This window comes from Enterobacter cloacae complex sp. 277I4 (genome assembly GCF_050031465.1).
Lineage (GTDB): Bacteria > Pseudomonadota > Gammaproteobacteria > Enterobacterales > Enterobacteriaceae > Enterobacter > Enterobacter cloacae.
Genome location: NZ_JBLGWC010000001.1, coordinates 554,963 through 572,869 on the forward strand (window position 1 = coordinate 554,963; position 17,907 = coordinate 572,869).

Below are 17,907 nucleotides of genomic sequence, written 5' to 3' on the forward strand. Positions count from 1 at the left end.
CTGTGGGAGAGGGTTAGGGTGAGGGCACCAGACCGCACCCACGCATAATGTGATCCAGCTTAAATTTCCCGCACTCCCTCTTCCCTTCTCATTTACCTGCGCTTTTTCTGCGTCATAGTATGATCGTTAAATTAATGAACGCTGTTCTATAATATAGAACAAAATGATTCAGCAAGGAGATCTCATGCCGCAGTCCGCGTTGTTCACGGGAATCATTCCCCCTGTCTCCACCATTTTTACCGCCGATGGCCAGCTTGATAAGCAGGGCACCGCCGCGCTGATAGACGATCTGATCGCGGCAGGCGTTGACGGCCTGTTCTTCCTGGGCAGCGGCGGTGAGTTCTCCCAGCTCAGCGCCGAAGAGCGTAAAACCATTGCCCGCTTTGCTATCGATCACGTCGATCGTCGTGTGCCGGTGCTGATCGGCACCGGCGGCACCAACGCCCGGGAAACCATTGAACTGAGCCAGCATGCCCAGCAGGCGGGGGCGGACGGTATCGTGGTGATCAACCCCTACTACTGGAAGGTGTCTGAAGCGAACCTGATCCGCTATTTCGAGCAGGTGGCCGACAGCGTCACGCTGCCGGTGATCCTCTATAACTTCCCGGCGCTGACCGGGCAGGATCTGACGCCGGCGCTGGTGAAAACCCTGGCCGACTCGCGCAGCAACATCGTCGGCATTAAAGACACCATCGACTCCGTGGCCCATCTGCGCAGCATGATCCACACCGTCAAAACCGCCCATCCGCACTTCACCGTGCTGTGCGGCTACGACGATCATCTGTTTAATACCCTGCTGCTCGGCGGCGATGGGGCGATCTCGGCCAGCGGCAACTTTGCTCCGCAGGTGTCGGTGAATCTTCTGAAAGCCTGGCGGGATAAAGACGTGGCGAAAGCGGCTGAGTATCATCAGACCTTACTGCAAATACCGCAGATGTATCAGCTGGATACGCCGTTTGTGAACGTCATTAAAGAGGCGATTGTGCTCTGCGGCCGCCCGATTTCTACCCACGTGCTGCCGCCCGCCTCTGCGCTGGACGAGCCGCGTAAGGCGCAGCTGAAAACCCTGCTGCAACAGCTCAAGCTCTGCTGAGCCGGACGATAACCATGACCATCGAGAAAATTTACACCCCGCAGGATGATGCGTTTTATGCCGTCATCACCCATGCGGCGGGGCCGCAGGGCGCGCTGCCGCTGACTCCGCAGATGCTGATGGAATCCCCCAGCGGCAACCTGTTCGGCATGACCCAGAACGCCGGGATGGGCTGGGACGCCAACAAGCTGACCGGCAAAGAGGTGCTGATTATTGGCACCCAGGGCGGCATCCGCGCCGGTGACGGACGGCCGGTTGCGCTGGGCTACCACACCGGGCACTGGGAGATCGGCATGCAGATGCAGGCCGCGGCGAAGGAGATCACCCGCAACGGCGGGATCCCGTTTGCGGCCTTCGTCAGCGATCCGTGCGACGGGCGCTCGCAGGGCACACACGGGATGTTCGACTCCCTGCCGTACCGCAACGATGCGGCGATTGTGTTTCGTCGTCTGATTCGCTCCCTGCCGACGCGCCGGGCGGTCATTGGCGTGGCGACCTGCGATAAAGGGCTGCCTGCCACCATGATTGCGCTGGCCTCGATGCACAATCTGCCGACCGTTCTGGTGCCGGGCGGGGCGACGCTGCCGCCGACCGTGGGGGAAGACGCGGGCAAGGTGCAGACCATCGGCGCGCGCTTTGCTAACCACGAACTGTCATTGCAGGAGGCCGCCGAGCTGGGCTGTCGCGCCTGCGCGTCGCCGGGCGGCGGATGTCAGTTCCTCGGCACGGCGGGCACCTCGCAGGTGGTGGCCGAAGCGCTGGGTCTGGCGCTGCCGCACTCCGCGCTGGCGCCGTCCGGGCAGGCGGTGTGGCTGGAAATTGCCCGCCAGTCGGCGCGGGCGGTGAGCGAGCTGGATAACCGCGGCATCACCACGCGCGATATCCTCACCGATAAAGCCATCGAAAACGCCATGGTGATCCACGCGGCGTTCGGCGGCTCCACCAATTTACTGCTGCACATCCCGGCCATCGCCCACGCGGCGGGCTGCACGATCCCGGACGTAGAACACTGGACACGCGTCAACCGCAGGGTGCCGCGCCTGGTCAGCGTGCTGCCCAACGGCCCGGACTATCACCCAACCGTGCGCGCCTTCCTCGCGGGTGGCGTGCCGGAGGTGATGCTCCACCTGCGCGATCTCGGCCTGCTGCACCTGGATGCCATGACCGTCACCGGCCAGACGGTGGGCGAGAACCTCGACTGGTGGCAGGCGTCCGAGCGCCGTAAACGCTTCCGCCAGTGCCTGCGCGAGCAGGACGGCGTGGATCCGGATGACGTGATCCTCCCGCCGGAGAAGGCAAAAGCGAGAGGGCTGACCTCGACGGTCTGCTTCCCGACGGGCAACATCGCGCCGGAAGGCTCGGTGATCAAGGCCACGGCCATTGACCCGTCGGTGGTGGGTGATGATGGCGTTTACCGTCATACGGGCCGGGCAAGGGTGTTTGTCTCGGAAGCACAGGCGATTAAAGCCATCAAGCAGGAAGAGATTAAACAGGGCGATATCATGGTGGTGATCGGCGGTGGGCCGTCCGGTACCGGCATGGAAGAGACCTACCAGCTCACCTCTGCGCTGAAGCATATCTCATGGGGCAAGACGGTGTCGTTAATCACCGATGCGCGCTTCTCTGGCGTGTCGACGGGCGCCTGCTTCGGCCACGTGTCGCCGGAAGCGCTGGCAGGCGGGCCGATTGGAAAGCTGCGCGACAACGACATCATTGAGATTGCCGTGGATCGCCTGACCCTGACGGGCAGCGTCAACTTTATCGGCACCGCAGAAAACCCGCTGACGCCGGAAGAGGGCGCGCGCGAGCTGGCAGTAAGACAGACGCACCAGGACCTGCACCCTCACGACTTTTTGCCGGATGATACCCGCCTGTGGGCGGCATTGCAGTCGGTGAGCGGCGGCACCTGGAAAGGCTGTATTTATGACACCGATAAAATTATCGAGGTAATTAACGCCGGTAAAAAAGCACTCGGACTTTAATTATTTTCTGAGCGATACTGTCTACGGGAAATATCCCGTGGACGGTTTTCGCGTATCTTAAATTTATCAATCTAAACAATGCGTTGCGATATATCGGTGGCGTCACAAAAGCAAAATATCGTAATTCGGAAATAAGATATGACCATTGCTGGTTAATTGAACAGCTCATTACACTCCATTAACACGATGTTGTGAAATCAGCATACGAAAATAAAGGTGCGATGATGATGCAATTAACCATGAAAGATAAAATTGGCTACGGGCTGGGTGACACCGCCTGCGGCTTTGTCTGGCAGGCCACCATGTTCCTGCTGGCCTACTTTTATACCGACGTGTTTGGCCTGTCGGCGGGCATTATGGGCACGCTGTTTTTGGTCTCCCGCGTGCTCGACGCCGTGACCGACCCGCTGATGGGGCTGCTGGTGGACCGCACCCGCACGCGCTACGGCCAGTTCCGCCCGTTCCTGCTGTGGGGGGCGATCCCGTTTGGCATCGTCTGCATGCTGACCTTCTACACGCCGGATTTCTCTGCGCAGGGCAAAATCATCTACGCCTGCGTAACCTACATTCTGCTGACCCTGGTCTACACCTTCGTTAACGTGCCGTACTGCGCCATGCCGGGCGTGATTACCGCCGACCCGAAAGAGCGTCACGCCCTGCAGTCGTGGCGTTTCTTCCTGGCGGCGGCGGGCTCGCTTGCCATTAGCGGCATCGCGCTGCCGCTGGTGAGCATTATCGGCAAAGGGGACGAGCAGGTGGGCTATTTCGGCGCCATGTGTGTGCTGGGGCTGACCGGCGTGGTGCTGCTCTACGTCTGCTTCTTTACCACCAAAGAGCGTTACACCTTTGAGGTGCAGCCGGGCTCGTCGGTGGCGAAAGACCTTAAGCTGCTGCTGGGCAACGGCCAGTGGCGGATCATGTGCGCGTTCAAGATGATGGCGACCTGCTCTAACGTGGTACGCGGCGGGGCCACGCTCTACTTCGTCAAATACGTGATGGATCACCCGGAGATGGCGACCCAGTTTTTACTCTACGGCAGCCTCGCCACCATGTTCGGCTCGCTCTGCTCCTCCCGTCTGCTGGGCCGCTTTGACCGGGTAAAAGCCTTCAAGTGGATCATCGTCGCCTACTCGCTGATCAGCCTGCTGATTTTCGTCACCCCGGCGGAGCATATTGCCCTGATTTTCGCCCTCAACATCCTGTTCCTGTTCGTCTTTAACACCACCACGCCGCTGCAGTGGCTGATGGCCTCTGACGTGGTGGATTACGAAGAAAGCCGCAGCGGGCGACGCCTCGACGGACTGGTGTTCTCCACCTATCTGTTCAGCCTGAAGATTGGCCTGGCAATTGGCGGGGCGGTGGTGGGCTGGATCCTGGCGTACGTCAACTACTCCGCCAGCAGCAGCGTGCAGCCGGTGGAGGTGCTGACCACCATCAAAATTCTGTTCTGCGTGGTGCCGGTGGTGCTCTACGTGGGCATGTTCATCATGCTGTCGTTCTATAAGCTCACCGATGCCCGCGTGGAGGCCATCAGCCAGCAGCTGATCAAACACCGCGCGGCGCAGGGCGAGGCCCTTCCCGACGCCGCGACAGCCGCATCCCAGTAACCGGAGGCAATATGGAAATCACCAACCCAATACTCACCGGCTTCAACCCGGATCCGTCTTTATGTCGTCAGGGCGAGGACTACTACATCGCCACCTCGACCTTCGAGTGGTTCCCGGGCGTGCGCATCTATCACTCCCGTGACCTGAAAAACTGGTCGCTGGTCAGCACCCCGCTGGACCGCGTGTCGATGCTGGACATGAAGGGCAACCCGGACTCCGGCGGCATCTGGGCGCCGTGCCTGAGCTACGCCGACGGCAAATTCTGGCTGCTCTACACCGACGTAAAGATTGTTGATTCGCCGTGGAAAAATGGCCGTAACTTCCTCGTCACCGCGCCGTCCATCGAGGGGCCGTGGAGCGAGCCGATCCCGATGGGCAACGGCGGGTTTGACCCGTCCTTGTTCCACGACGACGATGGCCGCAAGTACTACCTCTATCGTCCGTGGGGGCCGCGCCACCACAGCAACCCGCACAACACCATTGTGATGCAGGAGTTTGATCCGCAGACCGGCACCCTCTCGCCCGAGCGCAAAACGCTGTTTACCGGCACGCCGCTCTGCTACACCGAAGGTGCGCACCTGTACCGCCACGCGGGATGGTATTACCTGATGGTCGCCGAAGGCGGCACCAGCTACGAGCACGCGGTTGTGGTGCTGCGTTCAAAAACCATCGACGGGCCGTACGAGTTGCACCCGGAGGTGACGATGATGACCAGCTGGCACCTGCCGGAGAACCCGCTGCAGAAGAGCGGCCACGGCTCGCTGCTGCAGACCCACACCGGGGAGTGGTACATGGCCTATCTCACCAGCCGCCCGCTGCGCCTGCCCGGCGTGCCGCTGCTGGCCTCCGGCGGACGCGGCTACTGTCCGCTGGGGCGCGAGACCGGCATCGCCCGCATTGAATGGCGCGACGGCTGGCCGTACGTGGAAGGCGGCAAGCACGCGCAGCTGACCGTGAAAGGCCCGCAGATGGCGGAACAGCCTGCATCCGTTCAGGGCAACTGGCGGGAGGACTTTGACGGCAGCACGCTTGACCCGGAACTGCAGACTCTGCGCATCCCGTTCGACGACACCCTCGGCTCGCTCACCACGCGCCCCGGCTATTTACGGCTCTACGGCAACGACTCGCTCAACTCGACCTTCACCCAGTCGACCGTGGCGCGCCGCTGGCAGCACTTCGTCTTCCGCTCAGAAACGCGGATGCAGTTCTCGCCGGTTCACTTCCAGCAAAGCGCCGGACTGACCTGCTACTACAACAGTAAAAACTGGAGCTACTGCTTTGTGGACTACGAGGAGGGGCAGGGGAGAACCATCAAGGTTATTCAACTCGACCACAACGTGCCGTCATGGCCGCTGCACGAGCAGCCGATTCCGGTGCCGGAGAGTGCGGAGAACATCTGGCTGCGGGTGGATGTGGATACGCTGGCCTACCGCTACAGCTACTCGTTCGACGGCGAGACGTGGCACACCGTGCCGGTAACGTATGAGGCGTGGAAACTGTCGGATGACTACATCGGCGGGCGCGGCTTCTTCACCGGCGCGTTTGTGGGGCTGCACTGCGAGGACATCAGCGGCGACGGCTGCCACGCGGACTTCGACTACTTCACCTACGAGCTGGCATAACGGCTCAGGCCGGGTAGCCCAGCGCGCGTGAAAGCTGGAGCCCGGCCTGCTGAAGCTGTTCGCGGAAATCAGCCAGCCCGGCATCGTCCACGCGCGAGGTCAGCGTCGACAGGCTCAGGGCGGCAATCACGCGGGATTCATGGTTCCACACCGGCACCGCCACGCAGCGCACGCCCTGCTCGTTCTCTTCGCTATCCAGGGCATAGCCCTGCTCGCGGGTCTGCGCCAGAGCGGCCATTAATGCTTCGCGAGAGGCGAGGGTGGAAGGGGTGTAGGTGGTGTACTGATAGCCCTCAAGCAGGGCGTTCAGCTCGGTCTCGCCCAGCCAGGCAATCAACACCTTGCCGATGGCGGTGGCGTGAACCGGCAGGCGGCGGCCAATGCGCGAATAGGCGATGGCGGCCAGCTTGCCTTCAATCTTCTCGATATAAACCCCTTCACGCCCGTCGAGGATCCCCAGATGGGTGGTCTGCCCGGTCCGTTGGGACAGCTCCGTCAGCCAGCCTTTCGCCTTCTGACGAATATCGATGGAGCCCACAACGAAATGACCGCGCTCAACCAGCTTCATGCCGAGGCGATATTTGCCGTTCTCCGGGTTCTGATCGATATAGCCATGAAGCTGCAGGGTTTTCAGCAGTGAGTGGAGGGTACTCTTGCTCAGCCCCATCAGTTTGCTGATGTCGGTGATCTTAAGCTCGGTGGCCTGCTCGTTGAACAGGTCGAGGATCTGCAACGCACGTTCAACAGACTGAATAATCGGCATAATGCTGGTATGTCCACGCTGGAATTAAGGCGAAAACGTACCTTTTTCGGGGTGAAAAATCAATGAAATGGAGGTAAAAGCAAAAACGACAACAAGGTTGTCGTTTTTTAGTGTTTTCCCCCTCTCCCTGTGGGAGAGGGCCGGGGTGAGGGCACCAGCGCGCAGAGGATCCAATCAACCCCCAAGCGTCGCCACCATCACCGCCTTAATCGTATGCATCCGGTTTTCCGCCTGGTCAAACACGATGCTCGCCGCCGACTCAAACACCTCGTCCGTCACTTCCATCCCGCCGTGCAGATCGAACTCCTTCGCCATCTGCTTGCCGAGCGTGGTCTGGTCGTCATGGAACGCGGGCAGACAGTGCAGGAACTTCACGTTCGGGTTGCCGGTCAGCGCCATCATCTGCGCGTTCACCTGATACCCACGCAGCAGCGCAATCCGCTCCGCCCACTTCTCTTTGGCTTCGCCCATCGACACCCACACGTCGGTATAGATAAAGTCCGCACCCTTCACGCCCGCCGCCACGTCTTCCGTCAGGGTGATTTTGCCGCCGTGCTTCTCCGCCAGCGCGCTGCACTCTGCCACCAGGCTCTCTTCCGGCCAGCAGGCCTTCGGGGCTACCAGACGCAGATCCAGCCCGGTCAGCGCTGCCGCTTCCAGCATTGAGTTGCCCATGTTGTTGCGCGCGTCGCCCGCGTAGACCAGCGTCATCTCGTTAAACGCCTTGCCCGGCAGGTGCTCCTGCATGGTCAGCAGGTCCGCCAGCAGCTGCGTTGGGTGGAACTCGTTGGTCAGCCCGTTCCACACCGGCACGCCCGCGTACTGCGCCAGCGTCTCGACCACTTCCTGCCCGTGGCCGCGATACTGAATGCCGTCGTACATCCGCCCGAGCACGCGCGCGGTGTCCTTAATTGACTCTTTATGCCCAATCTGGCTGCCGCTCGGCCCTAAATAGGTAACGCGCGCGCCCTGGTCAAATGCGGCAACTTCGAAAGAGCATCGTGTACGGGTTGAGTCTTTTTCGAAGATGAGCGCGATGTTTTTGCCAGTAAGCTTTTGTACTTCCTTGCCATTTTTTTTATCGGCTTTGAGCTGTGCGGCAAGAGTCAGCAGAGAAGTGAACTGTGCAGGGGTAAAGTCGAGCAATTTCAGAAAGTGTTTCTTGTATAGATCAGACATTTTATCCTCACATGGCGAACGCCACTTATTGAATTAAAATTCACTTTATATGTGTAATTATTCATTTGCAACCCCGTTTAACAAATCTTTCTCACAAAGGTGGAGGCAAACACGTCCGTGTGTGAAAATAGAAGTATCTGCCGCACTTTAAAGAGGAATGAGCCATGGCAAACCCGGAACACCTGGAAGAACAACGCGAAGAGACGCGTCTGATTATTGAAGAGCTGCTGGAAGACGGTAGCGATCCGGACGCGCTGTACACCATCGAGCATCATTTCTCTGCGGATGATTTCGACGCGCTGGAAAAACTGGCGGTGGAAGCTTTTAAACTGGGTTACGAAGTGACCGAGCCGGAAGAGCTGGAAGTGGAAGAGGGCGACACCGTCATCTGCTGCGACATCCTGAGCGAGGGCGCGCTGAAGGCGGAGCTTATCGACGCGCAGGTAGAACAGCTGATGAACCTGGCCGAGAAGTTTGACGTGGAGTACGACGGCTGGGGAACCTACTTCGAAGATCCGAACGGTGAAGACGGCGAAGAAGGCGACGACGAAGATTACGTCGACGAAGACGACGACGGCGTGCGTCACTAAGCGTTTCAGGCGGTGGCGCACGCCACCGCTTTTTCAAGGCAGAACCATGGATTACCCGCAGATACTCGCCCCTGTACTTAACTTCCTCCAGTGCCCGACCCCGCAAGCATGGATTGATAAAGCCCGCGACCCGGCGAACCTGCCGCTGCTGCTCACCGACCACATGGTGTGCGAGCTCAAGGCCGCCCAGACCGCGCTGCTGCTGGTGCGTAAATACGTCGCCGACGAAAGCGGTGCCGACGCGTTGCTCGACTGGCTCAAACCCTACGAGCTGTTCACCTTCCGCGACGGCCCGGAGCCGGACTTCATCGCCCTGCACAGGCAGATTGGCAAAAGCGTGATGCCCAAAACCGACGACCCGTGGGGCCAGGCGCTCATCGACAGCATGGTGCTGCTGATTAAAGAGGAGCTGCACCACTTCTGGCAGGTGCGCGAGGCGATGCTGGTCCGCGACATTCCGTACGTCAAAATCACCGCCAGCCGCTATGCCAAAGGGATGCTGAAGGAAGTGCGCACCCACGAGCCGCTGACGCTGATCGACAAGCTCATCTGCGGCGCCTACATCGAAGCCCGCTCCTGCGAACGCTTCGCCGCGCTGGCCCCGTTCCTCGACGACGACCTGCAGAAGTTCTATCTCTCGCTGCTGCGCTCGGAAGCGCGCCATTATCAGGACTACCTGACGCTGGCCCAGCAGGTGAGCGACGACGATATCTCACCGCGCATAAAGCTTTTTGGCGAAATTGAAGCCACACTTATCTCGACACCGGACAACGAGTTTCGCTTCCACAGCGGCGTGCCGGTGTAAACCGGCATAATTCAAGGATAAGGATGCGAGATGAATAAAACGTGGACCCGTATTGTGATTGTCGTCATTGCGGCTGCCGCCGTGGCGTTCTGGGTGTTTTTCGACAGGCAGCGCGCCCCGGAACGGCAGATGGATAACGCCCTCAACGCGATGCCCGCCTGGCAGGTGATTAAGGAGCAGGAGCCCGCGCTGCATCAGCGTATCCTCGACCAGATGGCCGCCCTGCAAAAAGCGGGCGAGCCGGAGCAGCAGATTATCGACACCATCCAGCCGCAGATCCTGCATCTGCAGATGACGCGCCTGCAAAACGCCCCGGACGCCAACGTGGTGAACTACATGACCATCAACATGGAGCAGACCGCCGCCATCCAGAAGGTGAGCGACGACGCCTGCTTCCGCTTCCTCTACCCGATGGTCAAGGGCGGCATCAACCCGATGCGCATGCTGGATAAAGACCTGATGGCGCGTCGCATGCAGGCCGACGCCGACATGATGCGCGCAGCCTACGGCAAAAACCGCCACATCGTGACCCAGGCCGAGCGCGAGGCGGCTGTCGAAGATGTGCGGCCGATTATGAAGGCACTTGCCGATAAGTACGGCGAGGACATCCAGCTGCTGCAGATGCCGGAGAAGGCGGTGGGCAAAGAGAAGCTCTCCTGCGATATGGTGCAGGAGATGTGGGCCAAGGTGCTGGCGCTGCCGGAGCAGAAGGCGGCAAGGGTGATTCGGCTTGCGGTGTCTGAGCTGGAGTGACGGTAGCGCTGGTTTTTTGGGCACTTAGCGCGGGTTTCGCGCGTCGTCGCTTGCATGGCGGCGCGCGACAGGTATAATCCACAACGTTTCCGCATCCCCTTCAGTGCCGAAGTGGCGAAATCGGTAGACGCAGTTGATTCAAAATCAACCGTAGAAATACGTGCCGGTTCGAGTCCGGCCTTCGGCACCATAAGATGCAAATCAAAGTCGCTTAAGGGCGGCTTTTTTGTGTCTGAGTCTTGCATTCTTAGGATAAGCAACTTTCTAAGCCTAAGCCTAAGCCTAAGCCTAAGCCTAAGCCTAAGCCTAAGCCTAAGCCTAAGCCTAAGCCTAAGTCTAAGTCTAAGTCTATTCATTTTAACTTAATGGTTGGAAGTCATTACTATGACTCTATATTTTCTGAAAAATAATTGAATAGGGTAAAGGAACAAATTCTTTACCCTATGGGGTTTATTGGAATTTTTTTCTTAAATCAAATAATCTTTGAATATCACTATCAATTATTTTTTTTGCACACTCATTGCAATAATAATCCCAACCCATCCCATTTTTAACTTTTAAACGCGGGCTACCTTGTATCAGGATGTGGCCAGCATTACTTTGACATTTATGGCTTTTCTTTGCCATGTCAAAAGATGATGATATTATTAAAGATTTAATTCTTCCCATTTTTAATATCCTCGCTAACCTCTGCAATGATTTTCTCAATATGTGAGTCAATTAATTCCAGTTGCTGTCGGCTAAAATCGGAGCGACTTCCGGCAGGCATGCTTACAAAGGTGTTTATTTTTTTATCTATCTGACTTTTTATAAAAATTAAGTTTGATTTCTGGAATGTAGGATCTAATCCTTTTGCAGCAGGATTGATATTGTATTTGGCCAATAATTTTCTGGCTTCATTCATTGCAAGAGTATCTAAACTGCTCCGTTTAGCTTGTCTCTCTCTTTGTTTTGTTACATAAATTGGCTCTAGAGATTTAAATGCTTTACTTACTTCATCTTCAGAATATCCTTTTCTTTGTAAAGTCTTTAAGGCTTCAAGAGCTTCCTTATCTTCATATAGACTAATTTCTTCAAGTGTCACTTCAGTTTGTGATTTTACTTCGATTTTATCTGTTTCGTCTCGAAGTATAGGCTCTATTGTTTTTGTATCTCCACCTGCATCAGGTGTAAAATCTTCAAGAGGTAATAATTGGTCAAAAAATTCTTTGTCTGCTTCACTAAATTGCTGAAAGTCGCCCCATTGTTTAGCAATGTTAGCTCCGGCATGGAAGACTACAACTCCTTGGTTTAGCATACTTTGAGGATTATTTTGCTCAATAACTCTCATTATCCGTCCTACAAACTGAACGAAGGGTGATAGGTTATTAAATATACTGAATATAGCTGCAACAGAAAGATATGGATGATCAAATCCTTCTCCAAGCTTCCTGACTTGAACGATTACATCTAGTTCGTGTTGATTGAGTTTATTCATTACTCTTTGGTTAAATGCACTATCTTCTCTGGAGTGAACGTAATCAGCTCTTAAACCTCTTGCTCTATAAGCTTCAACAACTTGACGGCAATGATCATAATTTAATGCCGATGCGATTATCTTTATCCTGCTCTCACTGGTTTCTTCTCTTAGACGTGTAAGCTCATGGATAGAAGCATCAATTATAGTCGTTAATGTTTCTTTTGATGTTACTATACCCCTTCTAAATTTAGGGTCTTCCTCTCCTAATCGTTTTACTTCTTCTAAGGTTATTTCTACTTCTAGGCCACTATCATCTCTTACAAATTTTAATGTCTTTGGATTTAATTGAACAGCTTTGAGCCTTTTAACATATCCATTTTTTATTGCTTTGAATATGGGATATGTATATACAATTTCGCCTGCCATTAATTGGCCATCAGAACGTAAAGGTGTGGCACTGTAATTAACTATATATGCTTTAGGAAAATGTTGTTTTAACGACATAAAACTGCTTGCTATGCTATGATGCCCTTCATCGAACAAAATTAAGTCGAAGAAATCATTTGGTAGATCTTTTAACCATCTATTTTCACTTCCACCTTGTAGTTGCTGTATATTTGTTATAACAACTTCTGATTCTTCTAAATCAGAAAAATTTGCATCATCGCCTCTAATTTCAACTGGTTCGGGAAAGTTATTATCAGATATAACCTTACATTTCCGATAAAACATTGATTGATTACTTGGATCAAAATCTTTAAGTAGTTGTGAAGATATATTTAAACCAGGTGCGATTACTAGCGTGCGTTTGGATTTAAATGCAAAAGGGGTGATTGTTATACACCCCGATTTACCACATCCTACCGGGAGAATTACCCCTACCTCTTTCTGCGTTTTATTAGGGTCTTGGTAATGGGATTCAAGCGCTTGAAAAGCTTCTATTTGGGGTGTCCTGATTTTATCATTGCCGTGAATATTTACGGTTTTCGAAGAAAAAGCATTAGTCATTTCAACTCCTTTATTCTAATAAGTTAGTTTTTTGCTGTATGCATAGATATTGATAGACGTATTCTATAAATAAGTCCACTCATTTTTATAATGATGCATAGAATATATATGTGATCATTGTCAAATTAATTGCATTCTGTTATTGAAATGTTCAAAGGCAAGTCAATGATATATTTTATATTACTTGCTTTTTGAATTATTTGAAGTGTTTATTATTCTATTGATTACATATTGCGAGCTATGTATATATTTATACTAACTAGCATTAAGCTAGAATATCCTGAAAAGGCTGCGACAATGCTTTTGTCGCATTATGTGTTGGTTAGATGAAGTGTCCGACCCAAGGAGATCGCGTTAACTGGCTGATACATCAGGTTGATAAATATTTGTGTGATTGCAAAAGCGACTCTATTAACATTTAATTGTTTAACTTCCGCTCTCTGGAAGATTTTTTCTGTCCCCTGTCTTAAACTGTTTTGAGGTCATTATTGAACCCGAGCATTATTGCTTCATGCTCCGACATTACTGTGAACTCATATAGCATAGCGTATTGCAAAGTTAAATATAATATGACATGTATTGTGAAATATTTGATGATTTCATTAGAAAAGTAAGGAACTGAATGCACCTTACTTTTCTACCATATTAGTACCGAAAGGAATTTTGTACTCTAAATTATTGCTCTCTTAGTATTTACTTCTCTGTGTCCCATTGAATGAAATAGCGCTTCAATTTCTCAACAGTAAAGCGCCATTTCGGCGTTGTAGGCTTACACACGGTGTTTTGGTTGCCAAAGAAACCTACCTCATTCACTGCTTCGAGTTCGGATCGGGTTTCCAGCCATTTCACAGGAACAAAATATTCTGATTTGTCGGGATCGTCTGCATTCTGGCGATACAGATCGCTGTATTTAAGAATATCTATTGCCGGCATTTCGCCGTGTTCCGTTTTGATCGTAAAGCTGCTGGCTGGTTCAACTGCGCTCTGAACAATACCGACTCCAACGTAACCCGTTGCTGGGATTTTTACCCAAACGCGGTTGCCCGGCTGAAGCTGTTTTAACGTCTGACTATACCAGCTCCCACCACCCGCACTGATAAATCCATATCGACGTGCCTCTTCCCAGACGCGACTTTGCGGATCGCCGAACGAGACATAAAACTCGCCATTCCAGGGCTCCTTCGCATTGGCACTCGTTCCGGCAGTGGCCTGCGCGGCATTGGTTTGCGTTTCGCTCGGGTCGATAAGCCAGGCACGACTCAGGAACTGCTCGTTACCGTGCTGGAATACTTTGAAGAAGAGGACGTTAATCGAAATACCATTCTTACTCAGATAGTCGACGATCCGCTCAGTGGAGGGATCCAGCTCTGCTGCCACAATAATGATTTGATGCGACTGGTTAAGCGACTCCTCTTCCAGTTCGGCATTAAAGCGTTGCTTAAATGCCTCACCTAGATTTCCGCCACCAGAAAATTTTTCATAAATCTGCGACAGGCGGTCGGCGGTTAAGTCATCCACCCAGGAGGCGTAATCCAGCGCCTGCGCGACTACCTCACGCGGTGTGCGATCGCGCTTAAGCTCAATCAGGATCAGCGAGGCATCGGGCGCGATAGCCAGCAGATCGATACGCCCTTTATCGAGCGTATTTTCCTGATGACCGATGATCATCCATTGATCGGAGAGGATGGTGGGATCGTTTAAAATCATCTTCTCCAGCAGTTGCTCGCTGGGGAGTTTGCTGATGGTTAGCGGCTGGGGATTCTCCCCTATCCGCCAGATTGCATGATGAACCGGCATCATCTGTTCCTTAGTTTAATGCTGCGTTTGTGAGCGCATCCGCAAGGTGGAGTTGAGTTTGTTGAACACCTTGGAGGCGTGATTTGAGTGTGTCGCAAACCTTATATAGCTCCTCAATCTTAGTGGCTATTTTTATTTGCTCACTGAAAGGTGGCATCGGAATTAACGTATTCGATACTTTTGCCAAATTTAAATTTGGCTGTGCTCCACCTGCCGCCAAATTTCTTAAGTCTTTATAAGATTTCTCGAAAAACAATTTTATATAGCGACGATGATATTCATTTGTATTAAAAAGCTGAATTGCTGCACAAGCTTGGTTTGTGCCCGCCGAAATACACAACTCCGTTATCTGGCCGCGAGTTTTGCCTTGGCCATACATTGCAATAATAAGTGTGCCTGGAGAGTAAATGGATACATTTGTTTCTTTTACCGCTTTTAGAGAAATTTTCTCAGCAGTATTGAATATAAATGGTAAAGAAGTTTCACCACTTGTAACCCAATTGAGCTCAGGATACTGCCAATAATCAGGATTATCTCTGGATGGTGTTGCCCCAGTACCGACTTGAGCTATTTCGATTATACGGCACCATTCCCATCCCTGTGGCAACTCAAACGGTTTTTCCTCATCACTCACAGGCGGCAACGGTTTTTGTTTTTTAATTTTACCTTCTTTCACCAATTGCGCTTTTTCCTGCTCAATACGTTTAAGCAGTTCAGACGCAGGTTCGTCGTTAGGGTCTTGCGGCACCAGTTTACCCATTACCGCCAGTTGCAGAATTGTTTGCTTAAACGTGTCGATACTCGCTTCAGTGGTAAACAGTGTGTCGAAATGCTGGCTAATTCGCGCCCAGTTTTCTGCAAGTTCTTCGGCATTCTGACTTTCGGTCAGCGTTGTAAGCAGAGTTTCCACCAGTTGCTGATGGGCTTCCAGACTGGTCAGGGATTGCTGTTCCAGTTTGTCGCAGAGGGACATTAGTTTTGCAATCTTTACTACAATTTTTTCCTGTTCTTTCTCCGCAGGAAATGGAATCAATAAATTAGGGATATCACCTAAATTTAATTTATTTGTATGGCTACCACCAACTTTAATTTCTTCCATTTGTGATAATAGACAAGGACTATAAAAAGCTTTATGCAAATAATCAACACTAAATGCATTTAACAAAGTCTTAATTAACCCAACGCTAACAAACAAACTAAATGGTCGATCTGTATCAACAATTGTTACACGCCCCAGAGTGCCAATCCTGCAAATTAGTAAATCACCTTTCTCTGGATTACATCTTTGGTTTATTTCCTCATGTTGTTCTCGGGATATAAACTTACAATTATTAAATGAAATTTTATTTCCATCAATATCCTTAACAGAAATAAATGCAACACCTTCATTAAGATATTTGGGAGTGTGATGAACCCCATCTGTTATTTTACTTGTAAGATCCCCCAGTCGTACCCACTCCCATCCCACCGGCAGCTCAAACGGCTTTTCATCTTCGCTAATCTCAGGCAAAGGCTTCTGCTTTTTAATTTTACCCAGCTTCACCAGTTCCGCTTTCTCAGCAGCAATACGCTTTAACAACTCAGACGCCGGTTCATCACTCGGATCCTGCGGCACCAGTTTGCCGCGCACCGCCAGCTCAAGAATCAGCTCGCGCAGTTTCTTAATGCCATAAAGGTCGATTTTGCCGTTACTGCCACGCCCGGCCGTGGAGCGGGTTTGCAGCGCAGAGGACCAGATATCGATATGGTCGGTGATCAGCTTCTCTACGGTCATCAGTTCGCCCCCTTGTTGCCCGCCAGAGCTGCACCAAGAATATCGCGCAACTGGTTACGCAGCTCGCTGATATCTGCCTGCTGTTTCTGGTACTTCGTCAGCAGCTCATCCGGATCGTGGCTGATGGTTTCACCCTGGTACGGGTTCTTGATATCAAGGTTGAAGTTACGGGCGATGATGTCGCCGATGCCCACTTTCCACGCCTGATTGTTCTCTTCGCGGCTGGCAAAACCGTCGGCTTCATTACCCCACCAGTCGATTTCCGCCTGGAACTCTTCAAACTTCATCGGTTTGGTTTTGCTGTAGTTCTTCACGCCGTCCGGGTACGGATGCTCGTAGAACCAGACGTCTTTGGTTGGCTGGCCTTTGGTGAAGAACAGAATATTGGTTTTGATGCCGGTGTAGGGGTTAAACACGCCGTTCGGCAAACGCACGATGGTGTGCAGGTTGCACTCTTCGGTGAGCAGCTTTTTGATTTTGGTTTTGACACCTTCACCAAACAGCGTGCCGTCCGGTAACACTACCGCCGCGCGGCCTTTGTCTGCCAGCACTTCGATAATCAGCTGCAGGAACAGATCGGCGGTTTCACGAGTCTGCATCTCTGCCGGGAAGTTTTTCTCAATACCGTCTTCTTCGGTGCCGCCAAACGGCGGGTTGGTGACAATCACATCAACCTGCTCATCCCAGGAAGAGAGAGGCTTGTTGAGCGTGTTGTCATGACGGATTTGCACCGGCACTTCAATGCCGTGCAGCAGCATGTTGGTAGTACACAGCAGGTGCGGGAGCTGCTTTTTCTCTACGCCGTGAATCTGTTTTTGCAGCGTTTTATGGTCTTCGGTCGTTTTAACGTAATGCTCTTTCACATGGTCGAACGCGCAGGCAAGGAAGCCGCCGGTACCACATGCCGGGTCCATAATCGACTCGCCCAGTTTCGGATCAATACGGTTGACCATAAAACGCGTCACCGCACGCGGGGTATAGAACTCACCCGCATTTCCGGCGCTTTGCAGGTCGCGCAGGATCTGCTCGTAGATATCGCCAAACAGGTGGCGCTCCTGGCTGCTGCTGAAGTCGATTTCGTTGAGCTTGTTGATCACCTGACGCAGCAGCGTACCGTTTTTCATGTAGTTGTAGGCATCGCTGAACGCCTGTTTGACCACAAAACCACGCGGGTTTTTATCGATCGGCGCGGTGAGGTTTTTCAACGTTGGGAAGAGGTCGTCGTTCACAAATTCCAGTAACGCATCACCGGTGATACCTTCGCTGTTCGCCGCCCAGCTACGCCATAAGTAGCGCTGAGGAATCGGGAACTGGTAGTCGTCCTGCTCCAGTTCCAGCTCTTCTTCCTGGGTATCAAAAATCTTCAAAAATAGCAGCCATGAAAGCTGCCCCAGACGCTGGGCATCGCCGTCCACACCGGCGTCTTTACGCATAATGTCCTGAAGAGATTTAATGACTGAACTAATCGACATGTT

At 52.9% G+C, this 17,907-nt stretch carries 15 protein-coding genes and 1 tRNA gene; 8 read left to right on the top strand and 8 right to left on the bottom strand.

The features are described from left to right. Window positions 1-184 precede the first annotated feature (184 nt). From yagE to ACQG19_RS02670, 4 genes are all read left to right on the top strand, one after another. Window positions 185-1,093: a 2-keto-3-deoxygluconate aldolase gene (yagE, locus tag ACQG19_RS02655; RefSeq protein WP_038418567.1), complete on the top strand. Its 909-nt coding sequence runs from the start codon at window positions 185-187 to the stop codon at window positions 1,091-1,093. Window positions 1,094-1,107: 14 nt separating this feature from the next. Next, window positions 1,108-3,075, top strand: coding sequence for a xylonate dehydratase YagF (yagF, locus tag ACQG19_RS02660; protein WP_062934823.1), 1,968 nt, complete (start codon window positions 1,108-1,110; stop codon window positions 3,073-3,075). 224 nt (window positions 3,076-3,299) lie between these two features. Further along, window positions 3,300-4,682, top strand: coding sequence for an MFS transporter (locus tag ACQG19_RS02665; RefSeq protein ID WP_086528211.1), 1,383 nt, complete (start codon window positions 3,300-3,302; stop codon window positions 4,680-4,682). 11 nt (window positions 4,683-4,693) lie between these two features. Further along, window positions 4,694-6,304 (top strand): glycoside hydrolase family 43 protein, encoded by a 1,611-nt coding sequence (locus ACQG19_RS02670; RefSeq protein ID WP_246932095.1) that lies wholly within the window; start codon window positions 4,694-4,696, stop codon window positions 6,302-6,304. Between the two features lie 4 nt (window positions 6,305-6,308). Here the strand turns inward: ACQG19_RS02670 and xynR are convergent, their stop codons facing one another. The 3 genes from xynR to argL form a co-directional block, all read right to left on the bottom strand. Then, on the bottom strand, window positions 6,309-7,067 hold the full coding sequence (xynR, locus tag ACQG19_RS02675) for a DNA-binding transcriptional repressor XynR (protein ID WP_040020432.1): 759 nt from the start codon (window positions 7,065-7,067) through the stop codon (window positions 6,309-6,311). Between the two features lie 174 nt (window positions 7,068-7,241). Then, the gene (gene argF, locus ACQG19_RS02680) at window positions 7,242-8,246 is read right to left on the bottom strand and encodes an ornithine carbamoyltransferase (protein WP_014830469.1); all 1,005 of its coding nucleotides are present in this window, start codon (window positions 8,244-8,246) and stop codon (window positions 7,242-7,244) included. Beyond that, window positions 8,216-8,311, bottom strand: coding sequence for a putative translational regulatory protein ArgL (gene argL, locus ACQG19_RS02685; protein ID WP_246932093.1), 96 nt, complete (start codon window positions 8,309-8,311; stop codon window positions 8,216-8,218). Before argL ends, argF begins: the two co-directional genes overlap by 31 nt. A 99-nt stretch (window positions 8,312-8,410) precedes the next feature. On the opposite strand from argL, the gene rraB reads away from it, so the two are divergent. The 4 genes from rraB (at window position 8,411) to ACQG19_RS02705 (ending at window position 10,584) form a co-directional block, all read left to right on the top strand. Beyond that, the gene (rraB, locus tag ACQG19_RS02690) at window positions 8,411-8,836 is read left to right on the top strand and encodes a ribonuclease E inhibitor RraB (RefSeq protein ID WP_023334329.1); all 426 of its coding nucleotides are present in this window, start codon (window positions 8,411-8,413) and stop codon (window positions 8,834-8,836) included. Between the two features lie 46 nt (window positions 8,837-8,882). Next, complete coding sequence (miaE, locus tag ACQG19_RS02695) at window positions 8,883-9,641, top strand: tRNA isopentenyl-2-thiomethyl-A-37 hydroxylase MiaE (protein ID WP_246932091.1); 759 nt, start codon at window positions 8,883-8,885, stop codon at window positions 9,639-9,641. A 30-nt stretch (window positions 9,642-9,671) separates the two neighbouring features. Further along, entirely contained in the window at window positions 9,672-10,394 is a 723-nt protein-coding gene (locus ACQG19_RS02700; protein ID WP_246932089.1) for a topoisomerase II, read from the top strand. Window positions 10,395-10,499: 105 nt separating this feature from the next. Then, window positions 10,500-10,584, top strand: a tRNA-Leu gene (locus tag ACQG19_RS02705). Between the two features lie 260 nt (window positions 10,585-10,844). On the opposite strand, the gene ACQG19_RS02710 is transcribed toward ACQG19_RS02705, so the two are convergent. The 5 genes from ACQG19_RS02710 to ACQG19_RS02730 form a co-directional block, all read right to left on the bottom strand. Beyond that, complete coding sequence (locus ACQG19_RS02710; RefSeq protein ID WP_154818743.1) at window positions 10,845-11,063, bottom strand: hypothetical protein; 219 nt, start codon at window positions 11,061-11,063, stop codon at window positions 10,845-10,847. Next, window positions 11,050-12,861 (bottom strand): DEAD/DEAH box helicase, encoded by a 1,812-nt coding sequence (locus ACQG19_RS02715; RefSeq protein WP_246932087.1) that lies wholly within the window; start codon window positions 12,859-12,861, stop codon window positions 11,050-11,052. Before ACQG19_RS02715 ends, ACQG19_RS02710 begins: the two co-directional genes overlap by 14 nt. A 693-nt stretch (window positions 12,862-13,554) precedes the next feature. Next, complete coding sequence (locus tag ACQG19_RS02720) at window positions 13,555-14,658, bottom strand: nuclease (protein ID WP_246932143.1); 1,104 nt, start codon at window positions 14,656-14,658, stop codon at window positions 13,555-13,557. A 10-nt stretch (window positions 14,659-14,668) separates the two neighbouring features. After that, the gene (locus ACQG19_RS02725) at window positions 14,669-16,432 is read right to left on the bottom strand and encodes a restriction endonuclease subunit S (protein WP_246932085.1); all 1,764 of its coding nucleotides are present in this window, start codon (window positions 16,430-16,432) and stop codon (window positions 14,669-14,671) included. Beyond that, window positions 16,432-17,904 (bottom strand): N-6 DNA methylase, encoded by a 1,473-nt coding sequence (locus tag ACQG19_RS02730; protein WP_246932083.1) that lies wholly within the window; start codon window positions 17,902-17,904, stop codon window positions 16,432-16,434. The genes ACQG19_RS02725 and ACQG19_RS02730 overlap by 1 nt, the downstream gene beginning before the upstream one ends. Between the last annotated feature and the right edge of the window lie 3 nt (window positions 17,905-17,907).

Coding starts and splice junctions, on each gene's coding strand:
- yagE (WP_038418567.1), top strand. CDS start 185: ATGCCGCAGTCCGCGTTGTTCACGGGAATCATTCCCCCTGTCTCCACC.
- yagF (WP_062934823.1), top strand. CDS start 1,108: ATGACCATCGAGAAAATTTACACCCCGCAGGATGATGCGTTTTATGCC.
- ACQG19_RS02665 (WP_086528211.1), top strand. CDS start 3,300: ATGATGCAATTAACCATGAAAGATAAAATTGGCTACGGGCTGGGTGAC.
- ACQG19_RS02670 (WP_246932095.1), top strand. CDS start 4,694: ATGGAAATCACCAACCCAATACTCACCGGCTTCAACCCGGATCCGTCT.
- xynR (WP_040020432.1), bottom strand. CDS start 7,067: ATGCCGATTATTCAGTCTGTTGAACGTGCGTTGCAGATCCTCGACCTG.
- argF (WP_014830469.1), bottom strand. CDS start 8,246: ATGTCTGATCTATACAAGAAACACTTTCTGAAATTGCTCGACTTTACC.
- argL (WP_246932093.1), bottom strand. CDS start 8,311: ATGAATAATTACACATATAAAGTGAATTTTAATTCAATAAGTGGCGTT.
- rraB (WP_023334329.1), top strand. CDS start 8,411: ATGGCAAACCCGGAACACCTGGAAGAACAACGCGAAGAGACGCGTCTG.
- miaE (WP_246932091.1), top strand. CDS start 8,883: ATGGATTACCCGCAGATACTCGCCCCTGTACTTAACTTCCTCCAGTGC.
- ACQG19_RS02700 (WP_246932089.1), top strand. CDS start 9,672: ATGAATAAAACGTGGACCCGTATTGTGATTGTCGTCATTGCGGCTGCC.
- ACQG19_RS02710 (WP_154818743.1), bottom strand. CDS start 11,063: ATGGGAAGAATTAAATCTTTAATAATATCATCATCTTTTGACATGGCA.
- ACQG19_RS02715 (WP_246932087.1), bottom strand. CDS start 12,861: ATGACTAATGCTTTTTCTTCGAAAACCGTAAATATTCACGGCAATGAT.
- ACQG19_RS02720 (WP_246932143.1), bottom strand. CDS start 14,658: ATGCCGGTTCATCATGCAATCTGGCGGATAGGGGAGAATCCCCAGCCG.
- ACQG19_RS02725 (WP_246932085.1), bottom strand. CDS start 16,432: ATGACCGTAGAGAAGCTGATCACCGACCATATCGATATCTGGTCCTCT.
- ACQG19_RS02730 (WP_246932083.1), bottom strand. CDS start 17,904: ATGTCGATTAGTTCAGTCATTAAATCTCTTCAGGACATTATGCGTAAA.